The following is a 14,801-nucleotide window of genomic DNA, read 5'->3' as shown; positions in this document are numbered from 1 at the left end:
GCCGAAGACCGCCTCGGCCGGCGCCGGTCCGCCGATCGCCGTTCGCATCCCAGGGCTCCAGGGAGAACGCATGGCTGCACGACGGTCCACGAGCGCCGGACCGGGGCCCGGCTCCGAACGGGCGGGAGCACTGCGCAGGCTCGGTGAGTGGTGCGCCCGGCGCTGCGTCGTGGTCATCATCGTCTGGCTGGTCGCCCTGGCCGGGCTGCGCGTCCTGCAGAACACCTTCGGCGGCACGTACTCGGACGACTTCTCGTTGCCGGGCACCCGGTCGAACACCGGCCAGCAGGTGCTCCAGAAGAACGCTCCGGCCTCCAGCGGCACCAGCGCCCAGGTGGTCATGCACGACTCCAAGGGCCAGCTGACCGGCGTCACGGACCAGATCAACCAGACCGTCGCCGCGCTCCAGAGGGTCCCGCACGTGACCTCGGTGACGAGCCCGCTGCCGGCCTCGGCGTCCGCCCCGCCGACGGGTGCGATCTCCAAGGACGGGACGATCGGCTACATCACCGTCCGCTTCGACAAGAATCCCACGTCGATCGGCGAATCCCTGGTCGGCAACGTCGACGGCGCCGTCGCCTCGCTGCGGTCCGCGGGCATCGACGTCGAGTACGGCGGACCTCTCGGCGAGGCCGCCCGGCCCGACACCAAGGACTTCACCAGCGAGGCCATCGGGTTCGCCGTCGCGGTGGTCGTCCTGCTGGTGGGATTCGGCAGCGTCATCGCCGCCGGCCTGCCGCTCGTCAGCGCGCTGATCGCGGTGATCGTCGGGCTGAGCTGTCTGAGCCTGCTGGCGGCGGCCTCCACCTTCGCGAGCGTCTCGCCGACCCTGGCCACGATGATCGGGCTCGGCGTGGGCATCGACTACGCGCTGTTCCTGATCACCCGCTATCGCCAGCTGCTGATGGACGGCGACGATCCGCCCGTCGCGGCGGGCCGGGCGGTGGCCACCAGCGGCCGGGCGGTCCTGGTCTCCGGCTGCACGGTGATCGTCGCGCTGCTCGGCCTGTACGTGTCGCGGGTCAGCTTCATCGGCAAGCTGGGCGTGGCGGCGGGCGTCACCGTGGTCACGGCGGTGCTGGGCGCGCTCACCCTGGTCCCCGCGCTGCTCGGACTGATCGGTCGCCGGATCGACCGCTTCACCTTCCGCAAGCCCGTCGCGGAGGGTACCCAGGGCCTGGAGGGCGAGGCGCAGGGCGGCTGGCACCGGTACGCCCAGCGGGTGGAGCGCCGCCCCTGGTGGTTCCTGCTCGGCGGGGTGGTGGTGATCGCGGTCCTGGCGATCCCGCTGCTGTCGATCCGGCTCGGCCATATCGATGACGGCGCCGATCCGACCAGCTTCACCGACCGGCGGGCGTTCGACCTGATCAGCGAAGGCTTCGGGCCCGGTGCCAACGGTCCGCTGACCATCGTGGTCGACCAGACCGACGTACCGGCCGCCGACCGGGCGGCGCTGGCCACCTCGGTGCAGAAGGCGCTCACCGGCGTACCCGGCGCGGCGAGCATCAGCCCGCCGCAGCCCACCAGCAACGGCCAGGTGCTGATCTCCACCGCGATCTCCGAGGTCGTTCCGCAGGCCGCGGGCACCACGGATCTGACCAACCATCTCGAGGACGACGTCCTGCCGAAGGCGGTGTCGGGCACCGCCGCCCGCACCTATCTGACCGGGACGACCGCCGCCCAGGTGGACTTCCTGGACCTGATCTCCGCACGGCTGCCGCTGATCATCGCGGTGGTGGTGGGGCTGGCCTTCATCATCATCCTGACCGTCTTCCGCGGTCTGCTGGTGGCGCTCAAGGCCGCCGTGCTCAACCTGCTGTCGATCGCCGCCTCGTACGGGGTGGTGGTCGCGGTGTTCCAGTGGGGCTGGGGCGGCCCGGCACTCGGCGTCAACGGCACGGTCCCGATCGAGAGCTATGTGCCGATGATGATGTTCGCCATCGTCTTCGGGCTCAGCATGGACTACGAGGTGTTCCTGCTCTCGCGGGTGCACGAGGCCTGGGAGCGCACCGGGGACAGCAAGGGCAGCGTGGCGCACGGTCTGGAGATCACCGCACGGGTGATCACCTGCGCCGCGCTGATCATGGTGAGCGTCTTCGCCGCGTTCATCCTCAGCGACAACATCGTCATCAAGATGCTGGGTCTCGGCCTGTCGGTGAGCGTCCTGATCGACGCCACCATCGTCCGGCTCCTGCTGGTGCCCGCGGTCATGACGCTGCTCGGCCGGCACGCGTGGTGGATGCCGCGCTGGCTCGACCGGGTGCTGCCGCACGTGGACGCCGAGGGTACGACGGCCTGACGGTGCGGCGGCCCTACTCTGGCCGTATGACTGAGGCCAGCGGCGGGCCACCCGCACGGAACGTACGAGTCCTCCTCGCCGACGACCAGTCGATGGTGCGGGAAGCGCTGGCCACGCTGCTGGGCCTGGAGGACGACATAGAGGTGGTCGCCCAGGTCGCCCGGGGCGACGAGGTGCTGGCGGCGGCCCGCGCCTACGCACCGGACGTGGCGCTGCTCGACATCGAGATGCCCGGCCTGACCGGGATCGAGGCGGCGGCGCAGCTCCGCAAGGCGCTGCCGGGCATCAGGATCGTGATCGTCACGACGTTCGGCCGCCCCGGGTACCTGCGGCGCGCGATGGAGTCCGGCGCCGAGGCGTTCCTCGTCAAGGACGCGCCGGCGTCCCAGCTCGCCGACGCGGTACGGCGGGTGCTGCGCGGGGAGCGGGTCATCGACCCGACGCTCGCGGCGGCGGCGCTGGCCGACGGGGCGGACCCGCTGACCGCCCGCGAGCGGGACGTACTGCGGGCGGCGGCCGACGGGTCGGTGAACGCGGAGATCGCACGGAGCCTGCTGCTGTCCGAGGGCACGGTCCGCAACTACCTCTCGACGGCGATCCAGAAGACGGGCGCCCGCAACCGGGCGGAAGCGGTGCGGATCGCCCGCGAGAAGGGCTGGCTCTAGGGTCTGTCCGGCGGCTCAGTTCAGCAGCGCGCGCGCCGATCTGGCCTGTCCCTGGATGGACTTCGCGGCCTCCGGATCGATGATCTTCAGCATCTCCGCGTAGGCCTCCATCTCGGCCGCGCCCTGCAGGTAGTCACCGCGCCGTACGAGGAGCTGGGCGCGTTCGTAGCGCAGCCGGGCCGGGTGCCGGGGGAGCAGCAGGGCGAGCTCGACGGCCCACAGCTGCACGCCGATCTCCTCGGGCCGGGCGGCCGCCCAGGCGCGGATGTTGTTCAGCACCCGCAGCACGATGTCGAGCGGGTCGGCGGGCACCAGCATGTCCGGCGCCAGCGGGGCGCCGGTCGCGCCCGCGACGAGCAGCCCGGCGTCGTCGGAGTCGAGCACCCGGCCGCCGTGGAACGGGTCGGCGAGCACGAAGTGCCCGGCGGGATCACCCAGGCCGACGACGAAATGGCCGGGCAGGGCCACCCCGTAGACCGGGGCGCCGGCCCGCCGGCCGACCTCGATCCAGACCACCGACAGCAGGATCGGCAGACCGCGCCGGCGGCGCAGCACCTCGTGCAGCAGCGAGGACTCCAGCCGCCCGTAGTCGGCGGGCAGCCCGGCGAAGCCGCAGGTGCCGCCGAGGAGCGCGGACAGCGCGCGGGCCCAGTCGTCGGGCGTCGTGAGGCCGTAGGGCAGCATTCCGGCCAGCCGGTCGAGCTCGATCTGCGCCGTGTCCGGACCGGTCCGGCCGAACTCGGGGTCGGCCTCCGCGCCGATCAGCAGGCACAGCTCGGCGAGGTCGGGCCGCTCCTCGCGGGCCGCCTCCGCGAAGCGCTCACGCCACGGGCCCGTCACGGCGACGGCCGGCGGTAGTGGTAGCCGTGATGGGTGGTGAAGCCCATCCGGTCGTACAGCGCCCGCGCGGCGTCGTTGTCCGCCTCGACCTGGAGATACGCGAACGACGCGCCCTCCTCGACGGCCCGGCGGGCGAGCGCGGCCATCACCGCGGTGGCGAGCCCCCGCCGCCGGAACGCCGGTTCGACCTCGACGGCACCGAACAGCGCCCACCGGCCGTCCACCACGCCGCGCCCGATCGCCCCGGGCGCGGTGGCGAACCAGACGGACGGCCCGCCGAGCACCACCTTCAGTGCCTGTTCCGCCAGGTCACCCGTGCGGTGGTACGACGCGAGCCAGGAATCCCCGGGCTCGCGGGTCAGGGTGACGGCGTCCGCGCCGGGCAGTTCCGCGAGCGGCGCGAGGGGTGCGGTACGGACCAGGGTGTCGGCCTCCCGGAGCCAGCCGCGCCGGTCGAGCTCGGCGGCGAGCGGCCCGTCGTCGGGGACCTGGAGGTACGGGGTCGTGCCGCGTTCGCCGTACCAGCGCACGACGAACTCCAGCGCCTCGTCCAGCGGCATCTCCGGATCACCGTGCGCGAGAACGGAGTTGGCCCGCCGCGTGAAGCCCTCCCGTCGCCCACCACCACCCTTCCGAGGGAGCGCTCCGCGCACCCCTTCTGTGGCCCGCAGCGTCCACTCGCCCAGCCGCTCGCTCTCCGTGGCCGGCCAGGCGCGCGAGGCCGCTTCCTGGAGCTCCGCCGCGCTCACCCGAGCGCTGCGGCGGACCGGAGCGGGGGGCACGACCTTTCCCGCGACCAGCGCAGATTCGGCGATCCGGACGGTTTCACCGTCCCGGCGGGTGACGCACACCACGCCGTGATCCCACGATGCGAGAACACCGAGGGTGTCGCTGAACGTAGGCTGCCCGTCAGCGATCTCCAGTACCCGCCGTACCGAAACGCGTTTCCCCACGTCAGCAGGGCTGATGCGGACCACTAGCCGTCCTGTGGCGGCAAAATCCATAGTCATCAGTGCCCCTCTTGTTCGTCTCGTGCCCAGGAACGGAGATACTAGAGGCGGGCATCGACGACGCCGCGCTCCCGCGCGAGATGAGCCCTACCGAGGAGGAACGACAGCGTGACCTACGTCATCGCGCAGCCTTGTGTCGACGTCAAGGACAAGGCGTGTATCGAAGAGTGCCCGGTCGACTGCATCTACGAGGGCTCCAGGTCCTTGTACATCCACCCGGACGAATGCGTCGACTGCGGCGCCTGTGAGCCGGTCTGCCCGGTCGAGGCCATCTTCTACGAGGACGACACCCCGGAGGAGTGGAAGGACTACTACAAGGCGAATGTGGAGTTCTTCGACGAGCTCGGATCGCCCGGTGGCGCCTCGAAGCTCGGACTGATCGAGCGGGACCACCCCTTCATCGCCGCGCTGGAACCGCAGAACCAGCCCGGCTGATCAAGACCGCACGACGCGTCGGTCCCGTACGGGGAGGCTTCCGTACGGGACCGGTGTCGTTCTCCAGTCCAGGAAAGTGAGCACCAGCGTGGCGCCAGTCTCCGACCGTCTCCCCGTCTTCCCCTGGGACCGGCTAGAGCCGTACAAGGCCGCGGCGGCCGCACACGCCGACGGCATCGTCGACCTGTCGGTGGGCACCCCCGTGGACCCGGTCCCGGCCGTGATCCGCAAGGCACTGTCCGCCGCGGCGGACAGCCCCGGCTATCCGCTGACGTACGGCACCGGCTCGCTGCGGGACGCCGTCGCGGACTATCTGCGGGACCGGCTCGGCATCGCGGGCGCCCAGCCGGCGAACGTGCTGCCGCTGATCGGCTCCAAGGAGCTGGTCGGCTGGCTGCCGACGCTGCTGGGGCTGCGCGAGGGCGATCAGGTCGCCTACCCGGAGCTGGCCTACCCGACGTACGAGATCGGGGCGCTCGTCGCCCGCGCCGAGCCGGTGACGTACGCCGACCCGGTCGCCGACCTCGACCCGGCGCGGGTCCGGCTGCTCTGGCTCAACACCCCGTCGAACCCGACCGGCCGGGTGCTGGACGCCGCCGAGCTGCGCCGCATCGTGGACTGGGCGCGCGAGCACGGCATCCTCGTCGTCTCCGACGAGTGCTACATCGAGCTGGGCTGGGACGCGGCACCGGTCTCCGTGCTGCACCCCGACGTGTGCGGTGACAGCCACGACGGGCTGATCGCCGTCCACTCGCTCTCCAAGCGCTCCAACTTCGCCGGGTACCGGGGCGCGTTCCTGGCCGGCGACGCGGCCGTCGTCAAGGAGCTGCTGGGGGTGCGCAAGCACACCGGCATGATCGTCCCGGCGCCCGTGCAGTCCGCGATGATCGCCGCGCTCGGCGACCGCGAGCACGCCGTCGTGCAGAAGGAGCGCTACGCCCGGCGGCGGGCCGTGCTGCGGACCGCCTTCGAGGCCGCCGGATTCCGGATCGAGCACAGCGAGGCCAGCCTCTACCTGTGGGCGACGCGTGGGGAGTCCTGCTGGGACACCGTCGGTGACCTGGCCAAGCAGGGCATCCTGGTCGCGCCGGGCGAGTTCTACGGTCCGACGGGCGCGCACTTCGTACGGGTCGCGTTCACCGCGCTCGACGAGCGGGTGGACGCCGCGGTGCGCCGGCTGGCCTGACGTCCCCTGTTGTCCCCGCAACGCCGGAAGGGGCCCGGAGAGCGCGCGCTCTCCGGGCCCCTTCGCGTGGGTCCGCCGTGCCTAGCCGCCGATCGGCAGGCTGCTGAGCGGCAGTGCGTCGGTCGGGAGGGTGCTGATCGGGAGGGTGCCGGCCGACGGGAGCGAGGAACCGCCGGGCATGCCGGCGACCGGGAGGGTGTCGGCGCCGGACAGGCCGGCCGCGCCCACGGACTTGGTGGTCGAGCCGAGGAGATCGCCGGTGGAGCCGGCGGCGTCGCCTGCGGCCTTCTGGGCGGCCGGGGCGGCGGTCTTGCCGGTGGTGCCGACCGTCCGGCCCGCGGCCGGGACGGCCGTCTGCACGGTCTTGCTGCCGGCCTCGGTGGCCAGGCCGCTGGCCTGCTGGGAGGCGCCGTCGAGGGTGTTGCCGAGGCTCGCGCCGTCAAGGTTGGTCAGTCCACCCAGGTCAGCCGTCTGCGGCAGCTCGGCGGCCGACGCGGCGCCGGCGCCCAGCAGGGGAGCCGCGGCCGCACCGATCAGCAGGGCAGCACGGGCGATCCGACGCGAAAGGGGGAGGGACATGGTGCTCCTTTTACGGAGGGGGGACGGGACATGTCCGCCGGGCGGACGTGCTGACTACCGCTCCAGGAGCCCGAAGGTTGCGGCCGTTCGAGGTAAAGAGTTGGTAATGCGTCGCATAATAGTGCTCCGGCAAAATGGTCCATTCCGGTCACGGCGCAAAGAAGTGAGGAAACGTCACATCGCTTGCGTCACAAGGGAGTTGGCGGCCGGTCGGGGGAATTGGCCGCTTCCGGAGTTTGACGTAGCCGCTATGCGCCTGCGGGTGATGCGCCGCACTATTGCGCGACCGTGATCCGTACGTCGCCGTCGGCGGTCTCGGCCGCACTGGTGTCGGACTTCTGCCAGCCCTTGCCGGAATCGGCCGCCCGCCACTGCTTGTCCCGGAACGAGACCTTCTCGACCTTCAGCTCCGCGGAATGGGCCACCGCCCACTGCGCCAGCTCCCAGCCGCGGCGCTTCCCGTCCCCCTCCGCCGCGCCTCCGGCGGGGGTCGACGGCACCTGGACGGTCCGCTCGCGCGCCGTGCCGCCACCGGCCCTGCCCTCGGCCGGGCGCGGGGTGACCTGCGGTCCGAACTCACGGGCCAGCTGCTTGCGGACCCGCGCGGGATCGCCCGTCGTAACGGTCTCGCCCGAGCTCAGGGTGCAGCTGAGCGCGCCGGGCTGCCGGCCGGTCAGCGCCGAGGTCAGCAGGGTCGCGTCCGCCTCGTGCTTCGCGTACGCCTGGGGGAAGCCGCTCTTCTGCACCCGCTGGGCGGCCACGGTCAGCGGCAGCCGCGCATAGCCCTCGATCTTCACCAGGCCGTCGAAGAACTCGTTCGTGGCGTGCACCGGGTCCATGATCTGTGCCGGGGTGCCCCAGCCCTGCGAGGGCCGCTGCTGGAACAGGCCGAGCGAGTCCCGGTCGCCGTGGTCGAGATTGCGGAGCATCGACTCCTGCATCGAGGTGGCCAGCGCTATCGTCAGCGCCCGCTCCGGCAGCCCCCTGGACGTCGCGACCGCGGCGATCGTCGAGGCGTTCTCCGCCTGCTGCGATTCGAGCTCCATGGTGTTGCCGTCCGCCGCGACCGTGCACCCGGCGCGCTGGGAGCGGCTCTCGACGACGTAGTAGGCGCCGTATCCGGCGATCCCGAGCAGGACGAGGCCCGCCACGGTCAGCCGGAGTCGGCGGCCGTTCCGGCGAGGACGCCGCTCCGGCGTCGGCGAAGGCTGGGACATGAGGCCCACCGTACCCACACACCGCTCCCGGAGCCCGAACGCCGACGCCGGACGTGCGCACGTCGCGGGAGGCCTCCGGGCACCGCCGGTAGGGTCGGGGGCATGACCGCAAGCCCGCTCGACCTCAGCCAGGATGCCGCCGCCGTCACGGCGCAGCTCGTGGACATCCCTTCTGTCAGCCTCGCCGAGAAGGCGCTGGCCGACATCGTGGAGGAGGCGCTGCGCGCCCTTCCGCACCTGACCGTGGACCGGGACGGGGACGCGGTCGTGGCACGGACGAACCTGGGCCGCGCCGAGCGGGTGGTGCTCGCCGGACACCTCGACACGGTGCCGATCGCGGACAACCTGCCGTCCCGGCTCGACGCCGACGGACTGCTGTGGGGCTGCGGCACCACCGACATGAAGTCCGGCCTCGCCGTACAGCTGCGCCTCGCCGCGACCGTGCCCGAGCCCAACCGCGACCTCACCTTCGTCTTCTACGACGCCGAGGAGATCGCCGCCCAGTTCAACGGCCTCAAGCGGCTCGTCGAGAACCACCCGGAGTGGCTGGCGGGCGACTTCGCGGTGCTCCTGGAGCCCACCGACGCCCAGGTGCACGGCGGTTGCCAGGGCACCCTGCGGGTCAGGGTGCAGACCACCGGCCGCCGCGCCCACTCCGCGCGCAGCTGGCTCGGTGAGAACGCCATCCACAAGGCCGCGCCGATCCTCGCCCGGCTCGCCGCCTACGAGCCCCGCCGGGTCGTCATCGACGGGCTGGTCTACCCCGAGGGCCTGAACGCGGTGATGATCGAGGGCGGGCACGCGGGGAATGTGATTCCCGACACGTGCGCCGTGATCGTCAACTACCGGTTCTCGCCCGATCAGACCGAGGCCGAGGCGCTCGCGCACGTCACCGAGGTCTTCGAGGGATTCGAGGTCGTGCCCACCGACAGCGCGCCCGGCGCGCTGCCCGGACTGTCCCAGCCGGCCGCCGCCGCGTTCGTCGCGGCCATCGGAACTGAGCCTTTCGGCAAGGAATCCTGGACCGACGTGGCCCGTTTCTCCGCCCTCGGCATCCCGGCCGTCAACTACGGTCCCGGCAATCCCAAGCTGGCCCACACCCGCGAGGAGAATGTGTCGGTGGCCGCCGTCCTGGAGGCCGAGGAGCGGCTGCGGGCCTGGCTCACCGCCTGACGCCCAGGACCCGGCGGGGGGGCTGGGTGGGAACCGCACGGGCCGTTATCCGCGTGATGTTCCCACCATGGTGTGATCGGATGCAACCGATCGTGTGGGGGGAAAGAAGGCCGTTCCATGGGACTGACCAGTCCGCTGTTCTTCGTGGTGCTCATCGTCGCGGCCGTCGTGGCCGTGGCGGGGGCCGTGCTGCTGTGGGGGCGTGTGCCGGGCCCCCGGCTGGTCCGGCTGCCCGCCCGCGTCGGGATGATCGTGGTGTGCCAGCTGACGGCGGTCTTCGTGGTGATGGCCGGGGTGAACAACCAGTACGGCTTCTACGCCTCCTGGGACGACCTGCTCGGCGGCGGCAGCGGGGGCGGCAGCATGAACACCTCCGCGAAGCACAAGGCGCCCCCGCCGGGACCGGCGCAGCTGACGGTGAAGTTCGCCCCGTACGCGCAGGGGTTCCGCAAGGCGGACGTGCTCGGCGCCAAATCCGGCGCGTCGGGTGACGTCATGGTCTGGACGCCGCCGCAGTACGACAAGAAGGAGTACGCGAACACCCGCTTCCCGGTGATCGTGGTGCTGCACGGCCTGCCCGGGAGCCCGCGCAGCTTCCTGCGCGCCATGCGGCTCGGCCAGATCATGGAGCGGCAGATCACCGAGGGCAAGGCCGAGCCGGCCATCCTCGTCCTGCCGACGATCACGCCCAAGGGCGCCAAGGCCGGCTGCGCCGACGCGCCGGGCCGGGGCAAGGGCGGCACCTGGCTCGCCCAGGACGTGCCGGACGTGGTCGCGCACAACTTCCGTACGCTGCCCGCCCCGAGCGGCTGGGCGGTGATGGGCATATCGACCGGCGGCTACTGCGCCGCCCGGCTCGCCCTCGACTACCCCTCCCGGTACGTGGCGGGCGCCGCGCTGGCCCCCGACAACCCCGCCGAGGGCCCCCGTTCACCGCTGTGGCTGGCCCACAACACCAAGCCGAACGTGGACCTCCTGGTGGGGTCGAGCGTCCAGGACCCCGAGAGCCCGCCGCGGTTCGCCGAGTGGCTCGGCCACGCGGTGCAGGCGCCGACGACCGTCACCCCGATGCTGCTGGACACCGGCGGCCACAACTGGAAGACCTGGGGACGGATGTTCCCCGACGCGCTCACCTGGGTGAGCAGCCACCTGGAGGCTCCGCGCGTTGTGCCGCTGGCCAGCCCGGACGCGCCGTGATGCGTCGTACGCTGCTCGCATGAGTACCGCACGCAGGGACACGAGCAACGCGCAGGAGGCGGCAGCGGCGGCCAACGAGGCGGCCGAGCACTCTTCTCCGCAGGGACAGGGCTGGCCGGAACGGCACACCGGGCCGGTGGTCCGGAGGCGCGGCCAGGTACAGGCCGGCACCACCGACCAGCGGTTGCTGGACAGCCGCGGCCCCTCGGAATGGGTGCACGGCGATCCCTGGCGGGTCATGCGCATCCAGTCCGAGTTCGTCGAGGGATTCGGCGCCCTGGCCGAACTCGGCCCCGCGGTCAGCGTGTTCGGCTCCGCGCGCACCCCGGTCGACTCCGCGGAGTACGCGGCGGGCATCTCGATCGGCCGCGCGCTGGCCGAGGCCGGCTTCGCGGTGATCACCGGCGGCGGCCCCGGTGCCATGGAGGCCGCCAACAAGGGCGCGGGCGAGGCCGGCGGGGTGTCCGTCGGGCTCGGCATCGAGCTGCCCTTCGAGCAGGGCCTCAACCCCTACGTCGACATCGGGGTGAACTTCCGCTACTTCTTCGTCCGCAAGACGATGTTCGTGAAGTACGCGCGCGGCTTCGTCGTGCTCCCCGGCGGTTTCGGCACCCTGGACGAGCTGTTCGAGGCCATCACCCTCGTCCAGACGAAGAAGGTCACCCGGTTCCCGATCGTCCTGTTCGGCACCGCGTACTGGAGCGGCCTCGTCGACTGGGTCCGGGGCACCCTGATCGAGGGCGGCAAGGCCTCCGCGGCCGATCTGGAGCTGTTCCATCTGACCGACGACGTGGACGAGGCCGTGGCCCTGGTGACCAAGGAGACCGAGGGCTGAGCCGCGCCCCTACGCCAGCCCGCGGCGGGCGACCGCGGGCGGCCGGTGCCCCGCGATGGAGGCCACCATGTCCAGCACCTGACGGGTCTCGGCGACCTCGTGGACGCGGTACACCCGGGCCCCGAGCCAGGCCGAGACCGCGGTGGTCGCCAGCGTCCCGATCAGCCGTTCCTTGACCGGGCGGTCGAGCGTCTCGCCCACGAAGTCCTTGTTGGACAGCGACACCAGCACCGGCCACCCGGTCTCCGTCATCTCCGGGAGCCGCCGGGTCGCCTCCAGCGAGTGCCGGGTGTTCTTGCCGAAGTCGTGCCCGGGGTCGATGAGGACGGCGTCGCGCCGCACACCGAGCCCGACGGCCCGCTCCGCGAGGCCCACGGTGACCCGCAGGATGTCCGCCATGACGTCCTCGTACCCGGTCCGGTGCGGGCGGGTGCGCGGCTCGACGCCGCCGGCGTGCGTGCAGACCAGCCCGGCGTCGTAGCGGGCGGCGACCTCGGCCAGCTTCGGGTCGACGCCGCCCCAGGCGTCGTTCAGCAGATCGGCGCCCGCCTCGCAGGCCGCCTCGCCCACCTCGTGCCGCCAGGTGTCGACGCTGATCACGACGTCCGGGTGCCGCCGGCGGACCTCGGCGACGAAGGCGACCGTGCGGCGGATCTCCTCCTCGGCCGAGACGTCCTCTCCGGGACCGGCCTTGACCCCGCCGATGTCGATGATCGCGGCGCCCTCGGACACCGCCCGTTCCACGCGCAGCAGGGCCGGTTCATCGCTGAACGTGGCGCCCTGGTCGTAGAACGAATCGGGTGTCCGGTTCACGATCGCCATGATGACCAGCTCGTCGTCGCCGAACTCCCGCGTGCCCAGCCGCAGCATTTGCGTGTGCCTCCTGTAGATCGCCCACCGGCGACGATAGCCGCAGGAGGGTGCCGGCTCCCCACAGGAGGGTCCGGCGGGGGCCGGACATGGCACCATCGTGCAAACACATCGCGCGGCCCCGGGAGACGGTCTTGTTCTGGTTCATGCTCATCGCGCTGGTCGCGGTGGTCGCCGCAGTGGCACTGGCCGTACTCGGCGACGGCGGCCCGCTCCGCGACGCGGACCCGGACCGGATCGACGACCGGCTGCCCGTCGACCGCCCGCTGGTCCGCGCCGACATCGACGGGCTGCGGCTGCCGGTGGCCGTACGCGGCTACCGGATGCTCGACGCGGACGAGGTGCTGGACCGCCTCGCGGCGGAGCTGGCCGAGCGGGACGCGCGCATCGCGGATCTGGAGTCGGCCCTGGCCGGCGCCCAGGCGACCGCCCTGGGCACGCCGGCACTGCTGGACCCGCCGCTCTCGCTGTCGGTCCTCGACCAGCCGCCCATGCGGCCGGACGCACCGTCGGACACCCCGCCCTCGCTGCGCAAGGACCCGGAGGACCGCCCCCATGAGTGAGCGCGGCACGGTCACCGGCGAGGACGGCCTGGCCCGCTGCCCCTGGGGGCTGTCGGCGCCGGAGTACGTGGCGTACCACGACGGCGAGTGGGGCCGTCCGGTGCACGGCGACGACGCGCTCTACGAGCGGCTGTGCCTGGAGGCGTTCCAGTCCGGGCTCTCCTGGATCACGATCCTGCGCCGCCGCGAGGGCTTCCGCGCCGCCTTCGCGGACTTCTCCATCAAGGCGGTCGCGGCGTTCACCGACGAGGACCGGGAAAGGCTGCTCGCCGACCCCGGCATCATCCGCAACCGCGCCAAGATCGACGCGTCCCTCGGTAACGCCCACGTGGCCGCCGGGCTGGGCGCCGGCGGCCTCGACGAGCTCATCTGGTCGCACGCGCCGGACCCGGCGGGCCGGCCGGTGCCGCGCACGCTCGACGACGTACCGGCGACCACGCCCGAGTCGGTTGCGCTGGCCAAGGACCTCAAGAAGCAGGGCTTCCGCTTCGTCGGGCCGACCACGGCCTACGCGATGATGCAGGCCTGCGGCCTGGTCGACGACCACCTGGCCGGCTGCCACGTGCGGACCACCAGGTCGTAGACCTGTTGCGCCGCTACCGGCCCAGGTAGCGCGGCGGCTCCTTCTTGAGGAACGCCTCCACGGCGATCCGGTGGTCCTCCGACGCGCCCGCGATGGTCTGGAGCTCGTCCTCCTTCTCCAGCGTCTCCAGGAGCGAGTGGTCCGTCCCGTACGCCAGCGACGCCTTGATCGCCGCGTAGGCCACCGTCGGCCCCGCCGCGAGGCTCCGTGCCACCGCCAGGGCCTCAGCGGCCAGGTCCGCGGCCGGGACGACCTTGTTGGCGATTCCGAGCTCCAGGGCCTCCTGGGCGGTCACGTTGCGGGGGAAGAGCAGCAGATCGGCGGCGCGGCCGTGGCCGATCAGCCGGGGGAGGGTCCACGACGCGCCCGAGTCCGCGGTCAGTGCCACCTTCGCGAAGGACGTGTTGAAACTCGCCGTGTCGGCGACCACCCGGTAGTCCGAGGCGAACGCCAGACCCGCGCCGGCGCCCGCGGCGACCCCGTTGATTCCCGCGACCACCGGCTTCGGCATCGTCGCGAGGGCGGTGACGATGGGGTTGTAGTGCTCCCGGACCGTCGACATCGTGGCGCCCGTGCCGGACTCGCGGTCCTCCATCAGCAGGCCGACATGCTCCTTGAGGTCCTGGCCGACGCAGAAGGCGCGCCCGGTTCCGGTCAGCAGAACGGCCCTGACCTGGGAATCCGCCGCCGCGCCCCGGACGGCCTCGCGGAGCGCGACCTTGGTCTCGACGTTCAGGGCGTTCATGGCATCGGGACGGTTCAAGGTGATGGTCGCGAGCCCGTCGCTCACCTCGTACAGCACGCTGTCGGACATGGATGATCCCCTTCGTCGCGGCTCCGGTCCTGGCCAGCATGCCGGACATCGCCACAGGCGAACATGTGACGTACGTCAAACATTCAACGGGGCGAATGCGGCACGGAACGGGAGTGCGGCGGCGAAGTATCGCAGTCTCATCACCGAATTGGCCGGTTTTGTGGGAGGGGTTTCTCGAACGGATGGGAACCGATGTTGGTCATCGGGTCGGCACATGCGGGATAATGGTCGAGAACCAATGTGTTCGAGTCCGAGCTGGTTTCAGGAAGGGGAACGAGCATGGCGGCCATGAAGCCGCGGACGGGTGATGGCCCGCTCGAGGTCACCAAGGAGGGGCGGAGCATCATCATGCGCGTTCCGCTCGAGGGCGGCGGACGGCTTGTTGTCGAGCTGACTCCTGACGAGGCGGATGCCCTCGGCGACGCGCTGAAGAAGGCCATCGCCTGACACGAGCGCGTTCCCAATAAACGTCACGGCCCCGATTCCTGACCGTTCCAGGTCCGGAACCGGGGCCGCTGCCGTGTCCGGGACCCGG

Annotated in this window: 16 protein-coding genes; 10 read left to right on the top strand and 6 right to left on the bottom strand. The window is 71.9% G+C overall.

Annotation, left to right across the window (positions count from 1 at the left end):
* Nucleotides 1-70: 70 nt before the first annotated feature.
* Nucleotides 71-2,299, top strand: a complete 2,229-nt coding sequence (locus C6N31_RS01075; RefSeq protein WP_198357014.1) for an MMPL family transporter — start codon at nt 71-73, stop codon at nt 2,297-2,299.
* Between the two features lie 26 nt (nt 2,300-2,325).
* Complete coding sequence (locus C6N31_RS01070) at nt 2,326-2,964, top strand: response regulator transcription factor (RefSeq protein WP_198357013.1); 639 nt, start codon at nt 2,326-2,328, stop codon at nt 2,962-2,964.
* 15 nt (nt 2,965-2,979) lie between these two features.
* Here C6N31_RS01070 and C6N31_RS01065 read toward each other — a convergent pair whose 3' ends face one another.
* Both C6N31_RS01065 and C6N31_RS01060 read right to left on the bottom strand, forming a co-directional pair.
* Complete coding sequence (locus C6N31_RS01065) at nt 2,980-3,804, bottom strand: transglutaminase family protein (RefSeq protein WP_138351015.1); 825 nt, start codon at nt 3,802-3,804, stop codon at nt 2,980-2,982.
* Entirely contained in the window at nt 3,801-4,808 is a 1,008-nt protein-coding gene (locus C6N31_RS01060) for a GNAT family N-acetyltransferase (RefSeq protein WP_138351086.1), read from the bottom strand. The genes C6N31_RS01065 and C6N31_RS01060 overlap by 4 nt, the downstream gene beginning before the upstream one ends.
* A gap of 114 nt (nt 4,809-4,922) precedes the next feature.
* Between C6N31_RS01060 and fdxA the strand changes: the two genes are divergently transcribed.
* Together fdxA and dapC are read left to right on the top strand one after the other, a co-directional pair.
* Nucleotides 4,923-5,249, top strand: a complete 327-nt coding sequence (gene fdxA, locus C6N31_RS01055; protein ID WP_138351014.1) for a ferredoxin — start codon at nt 4,923-4,925, stop codon at nt 5,247-5,249.
* Nucleotides 5,250-5,337: 88 nt separating this feature from the next.
* Complete coding sequence (gene dapC / locus C6N31_RS01050) at nt 5,338-6,435, top strand: succinyldiaminopimelate transaminase (RefSeq protein WP_164295283.1); 1,098 nt, start codon at nt 5,338-5,340, stop codon at nt 6,433-6,435.
* An 81-nt stretch (nt 6,436-6,516) separates the two neighbouring features.
* Here the strand turns inward: dapC and C6N31_RS01045 are convergent, their stop codons facing one another.
* Both C6N31_RS01045 and C6N31_RS01040 read right to left on the bottom strand, forming a co-directional pair.
* Complete coding sequence (locus tag C6N31_RS01045; protein WP_138351012.1) at nt 6,517-7,014, bottom strand: ATP-binding protein; 498 nt, start codon at nt 7,012-7,014, stop codon at nt 6,517-6,519.
* Nucleotides 7,015-7,289: 275 nt separating this feature from the next.
* On the bottom strand, nt 7,290-8,231 hold the full coding sequence (locus tag C6N31_RS01040) for a VldE C-terminal domain-containing protein (protein WP_198357012.1): 942 nt from the start codon (nt 8,229-8,231) through the stop codon (nt 7,290-7,292).
* A 102-nt stretch (nt 8,232-8,333) separates the two neighbouring features.
* On the opposite strand from C6N31_RS01040, the gene dapE reads away from it, so the two are divergent.
* The 3 genes from dapE to C6N31_RS01025 all read left to right on the top strand — a co-directional run bounded on the left by dapE (nt 8,334) and on the right by C6N31_RS01025 (nt 11,436).
* Nucleotides 8,334-9,404: a succinyl-diaminopimelate desuccinylase gene (dapE, locus tag C6N31_RS01035; protein WP_138351010.1), complete on the top strand. Its 1,071-nt coding sequence runs from the start codon at nt 8,334-8,336 to the stop codon at nt 9,402-9,404.
* 117 nt (nt 9,405-9,521) lie between these two features.
* On the top strand, nt 9,522-10,601 hold the full coding sequence (locus tag C6N31_RS01030) for an alpha/beta hydrolase (protein ID WP_164295281.1): 1,080 nt from the start codon (nt 9,522-9,524) through the stop codon (nt 10,599-10,601).
* Nucleotides 10,602-10,620: 19 nt separating this feature from the next.
* Nucleotides 10,621-11,436: an LOG family protein gene (locus tag C6N31_RS01025; RefSeq protein WP_198357011.1), complete on the top strand. Its 816-nt coding sequence runs from the start codon at nt 10,621-10,623 to the stop codon at nt 11,434-11,436.
* A gap of 9 nt (nt 11,437-11,445) precedes the next feature.
* On the opposite strand, the gene folP is transcribed toward C6N31_RS01025, so the two are convergent.
* The gene (folP, locus tag C6N31_RS01020) at nt 11,446-12,306 is read right to left on the bottom strand and encodes a dihydropteroate synthase (RefSeq protein WP_138351007.1); all 861 of its coding nucleotides are present in this window, start codon (nt 12,304-12,306) and stop codon (nt 11,446-11,448) included.
* A gap of 134 nt (nt 12,307-12,440) precedes the next feature.
* Between folP and C6N31_RS01015 the strand changes: the two genes are divergently transcribed.
* Together C6N31_RS01015 and C6N31_RS01010 are read left to right on the top strand one after the other, a co-directional pair.
* Nucleotides 12,441-12,869: a cell division protein DivIVA gene (locus tag C6N31_RS01015; RefSeq protein WP_232484654.1), complete on the top strand. Its 429-nt coding sequence runs from the start codon at nt 12,441-12,443 to the stop codon at nt 12,867-12,869.
* Entirely contained in the window at nt 12,862-13,452 is a 591-nt protein-coding gene (locus tag C6N31_RS01010; protein ID WP_198357010.1) for a DNA-3-methyladenine glycosylase I, read from the top strand. Before C6N31_RS01015 ends, C6N31_RS01010 begins: the two co-directional genes overlap by 8 nt.
* Nucleotides 13,453-13,465: 13 nt before the next feature.
* Here the strand turns inward: C6N31_RS01010 and chcB are convergent, their stop codons facing one another.
* A complete protein-coding gene (gene chcB, locus C6N31_RS01005; RefSeq protein ID WP_138351005.1) occupies nt 13,466-14,266 on the bottom strand; it encodes a 2-cyclohexenylcarbonyl CoA isomerase in 801 nt (266 codons plus the stop codon).
* Between the two features lie 279 nt (nt 14,267-14,545).
* Between chcB and C6N31_RS01000 the strand changes: the two genes are divergently transcribed.
* Nucleotides 14,546-14,713 carry a DUF3117 domain-containing protein gene (locus C6N31_RS01000; protein WP_069464762.1) on the top strand — a complete coding sequence of 56 codons (168 nt, stop codon included), beginning with the start codon at nt 14,546-14,548 and terminating at the stop codon, nt 14,711-14,713.
* The last annotated feature ends 88 nt before the right edge of the window (nt 14,714-14,801 follow it).

Origin of the sequence: Streptomyces fildesensis, from assembly GCF_016107395.1 — a bacterium.
In the GTDB taxonomy this organism is placed as follows: domain Bacteria; phylum Actinomycetota; class Actinomycetes; order Streptomycetales; family Streptomycetaceae; genus Actinacidiphila; species Actinacidiphila fildesensis.
The sequence above is the reverse complement of the archived record's forward strand: the minus strand, read 5'-3'. Positions and strand labels throughout refer to the sequence as shown.

Excerpts from the sequence above, each read along its gene's own strand:
- folP (WP_138351007.1), bottom strand. The coding sequence starts at position 12,306 with ATGCTGCGGCTGGGCACGCGGGAGTTCGGCGACGACGAGCTGGTCATC.
- C6N31_RS01045 (WP_138351012.1), bottom strand. The coding sequence starts at position 7,014 with ATGTCCCTCCCCCTTTCGCGTCGGATCGCCCGTGCTGCCCTGCTGATC.
- C6N31_RS01060 (WP_138351086.1), bottom strand. The coding sequence starts at position 4,808 with ATGGATTTTGCCGCCACAGGACGGCTAGTGGTCCGCATCAGCCCTGCT.
- C6N31_RS01070 (WP_198357013.1), top strand. The coding sequence starts at position 2,326 with ATGACTGAGGCCAGCGGCGGGCCACCCGCACGGAACGTACGAGTCCTC.
- C6N31_RS01025 (WP_198357011.1), top strand. The coding sequence starts at position 10,621 with ATGAGTACCGCACGCAGGGACACGAGCAACGCGCAGGAGGCGGCAGCG.
- chcB (WP_138351005.1), bottom strand. The coding sequence starts at position 14,266 with ATGTCCGACAGCGTGCTGTACGAGGTGAGCGACGGGCTCGCGACCATC.
- C6N31_RS01040 (WP_198357012.1), bottom strand. The coding sequence starts at position 8,231 with ATGTCCCAGCCTTCGCCGACGCCGGAGCGGCGTCCTCGCCGGAACGGC.
- dapE (WP_138351010.1), top strand. The coding sequence starts at position 8,334 with ATGACCGCAAGCCCGCTCGACCTCAGCCAGGATGCCGCCGCCGTCACG.
- C6N31_RS01010 (WP_198357010.1), top strand. The coding sequence starts at position 12,862 with ATGAGTGAGCGCGGCACGGTCACCGGCGAGGACGGCCTGGCCCGCTGC.
- C6N31_RS01000 (WP_069464762.1), top strand. The coding sequence starts at position 14,546 with ATGGCGGCCATGAAGCCGCGGACGGGTGATGGCCCGCTCGAGGTCACC.
- C6N31_RS01075 (WP_198357014.1), top strand. The coding sequence starts at position 71 with ATGGCTGCACGACGGTCCACGAGCGCCGGACCGGGGCCCGGCTCCGAA.
- C6N31_RS01030 (WP_164295281.1), top strand. The coding sequence starts at position 9,522 with ATGGGACTGACCAGTCCGCTGTTCTTCGTGGTGCTCATCGTCGCGGCC.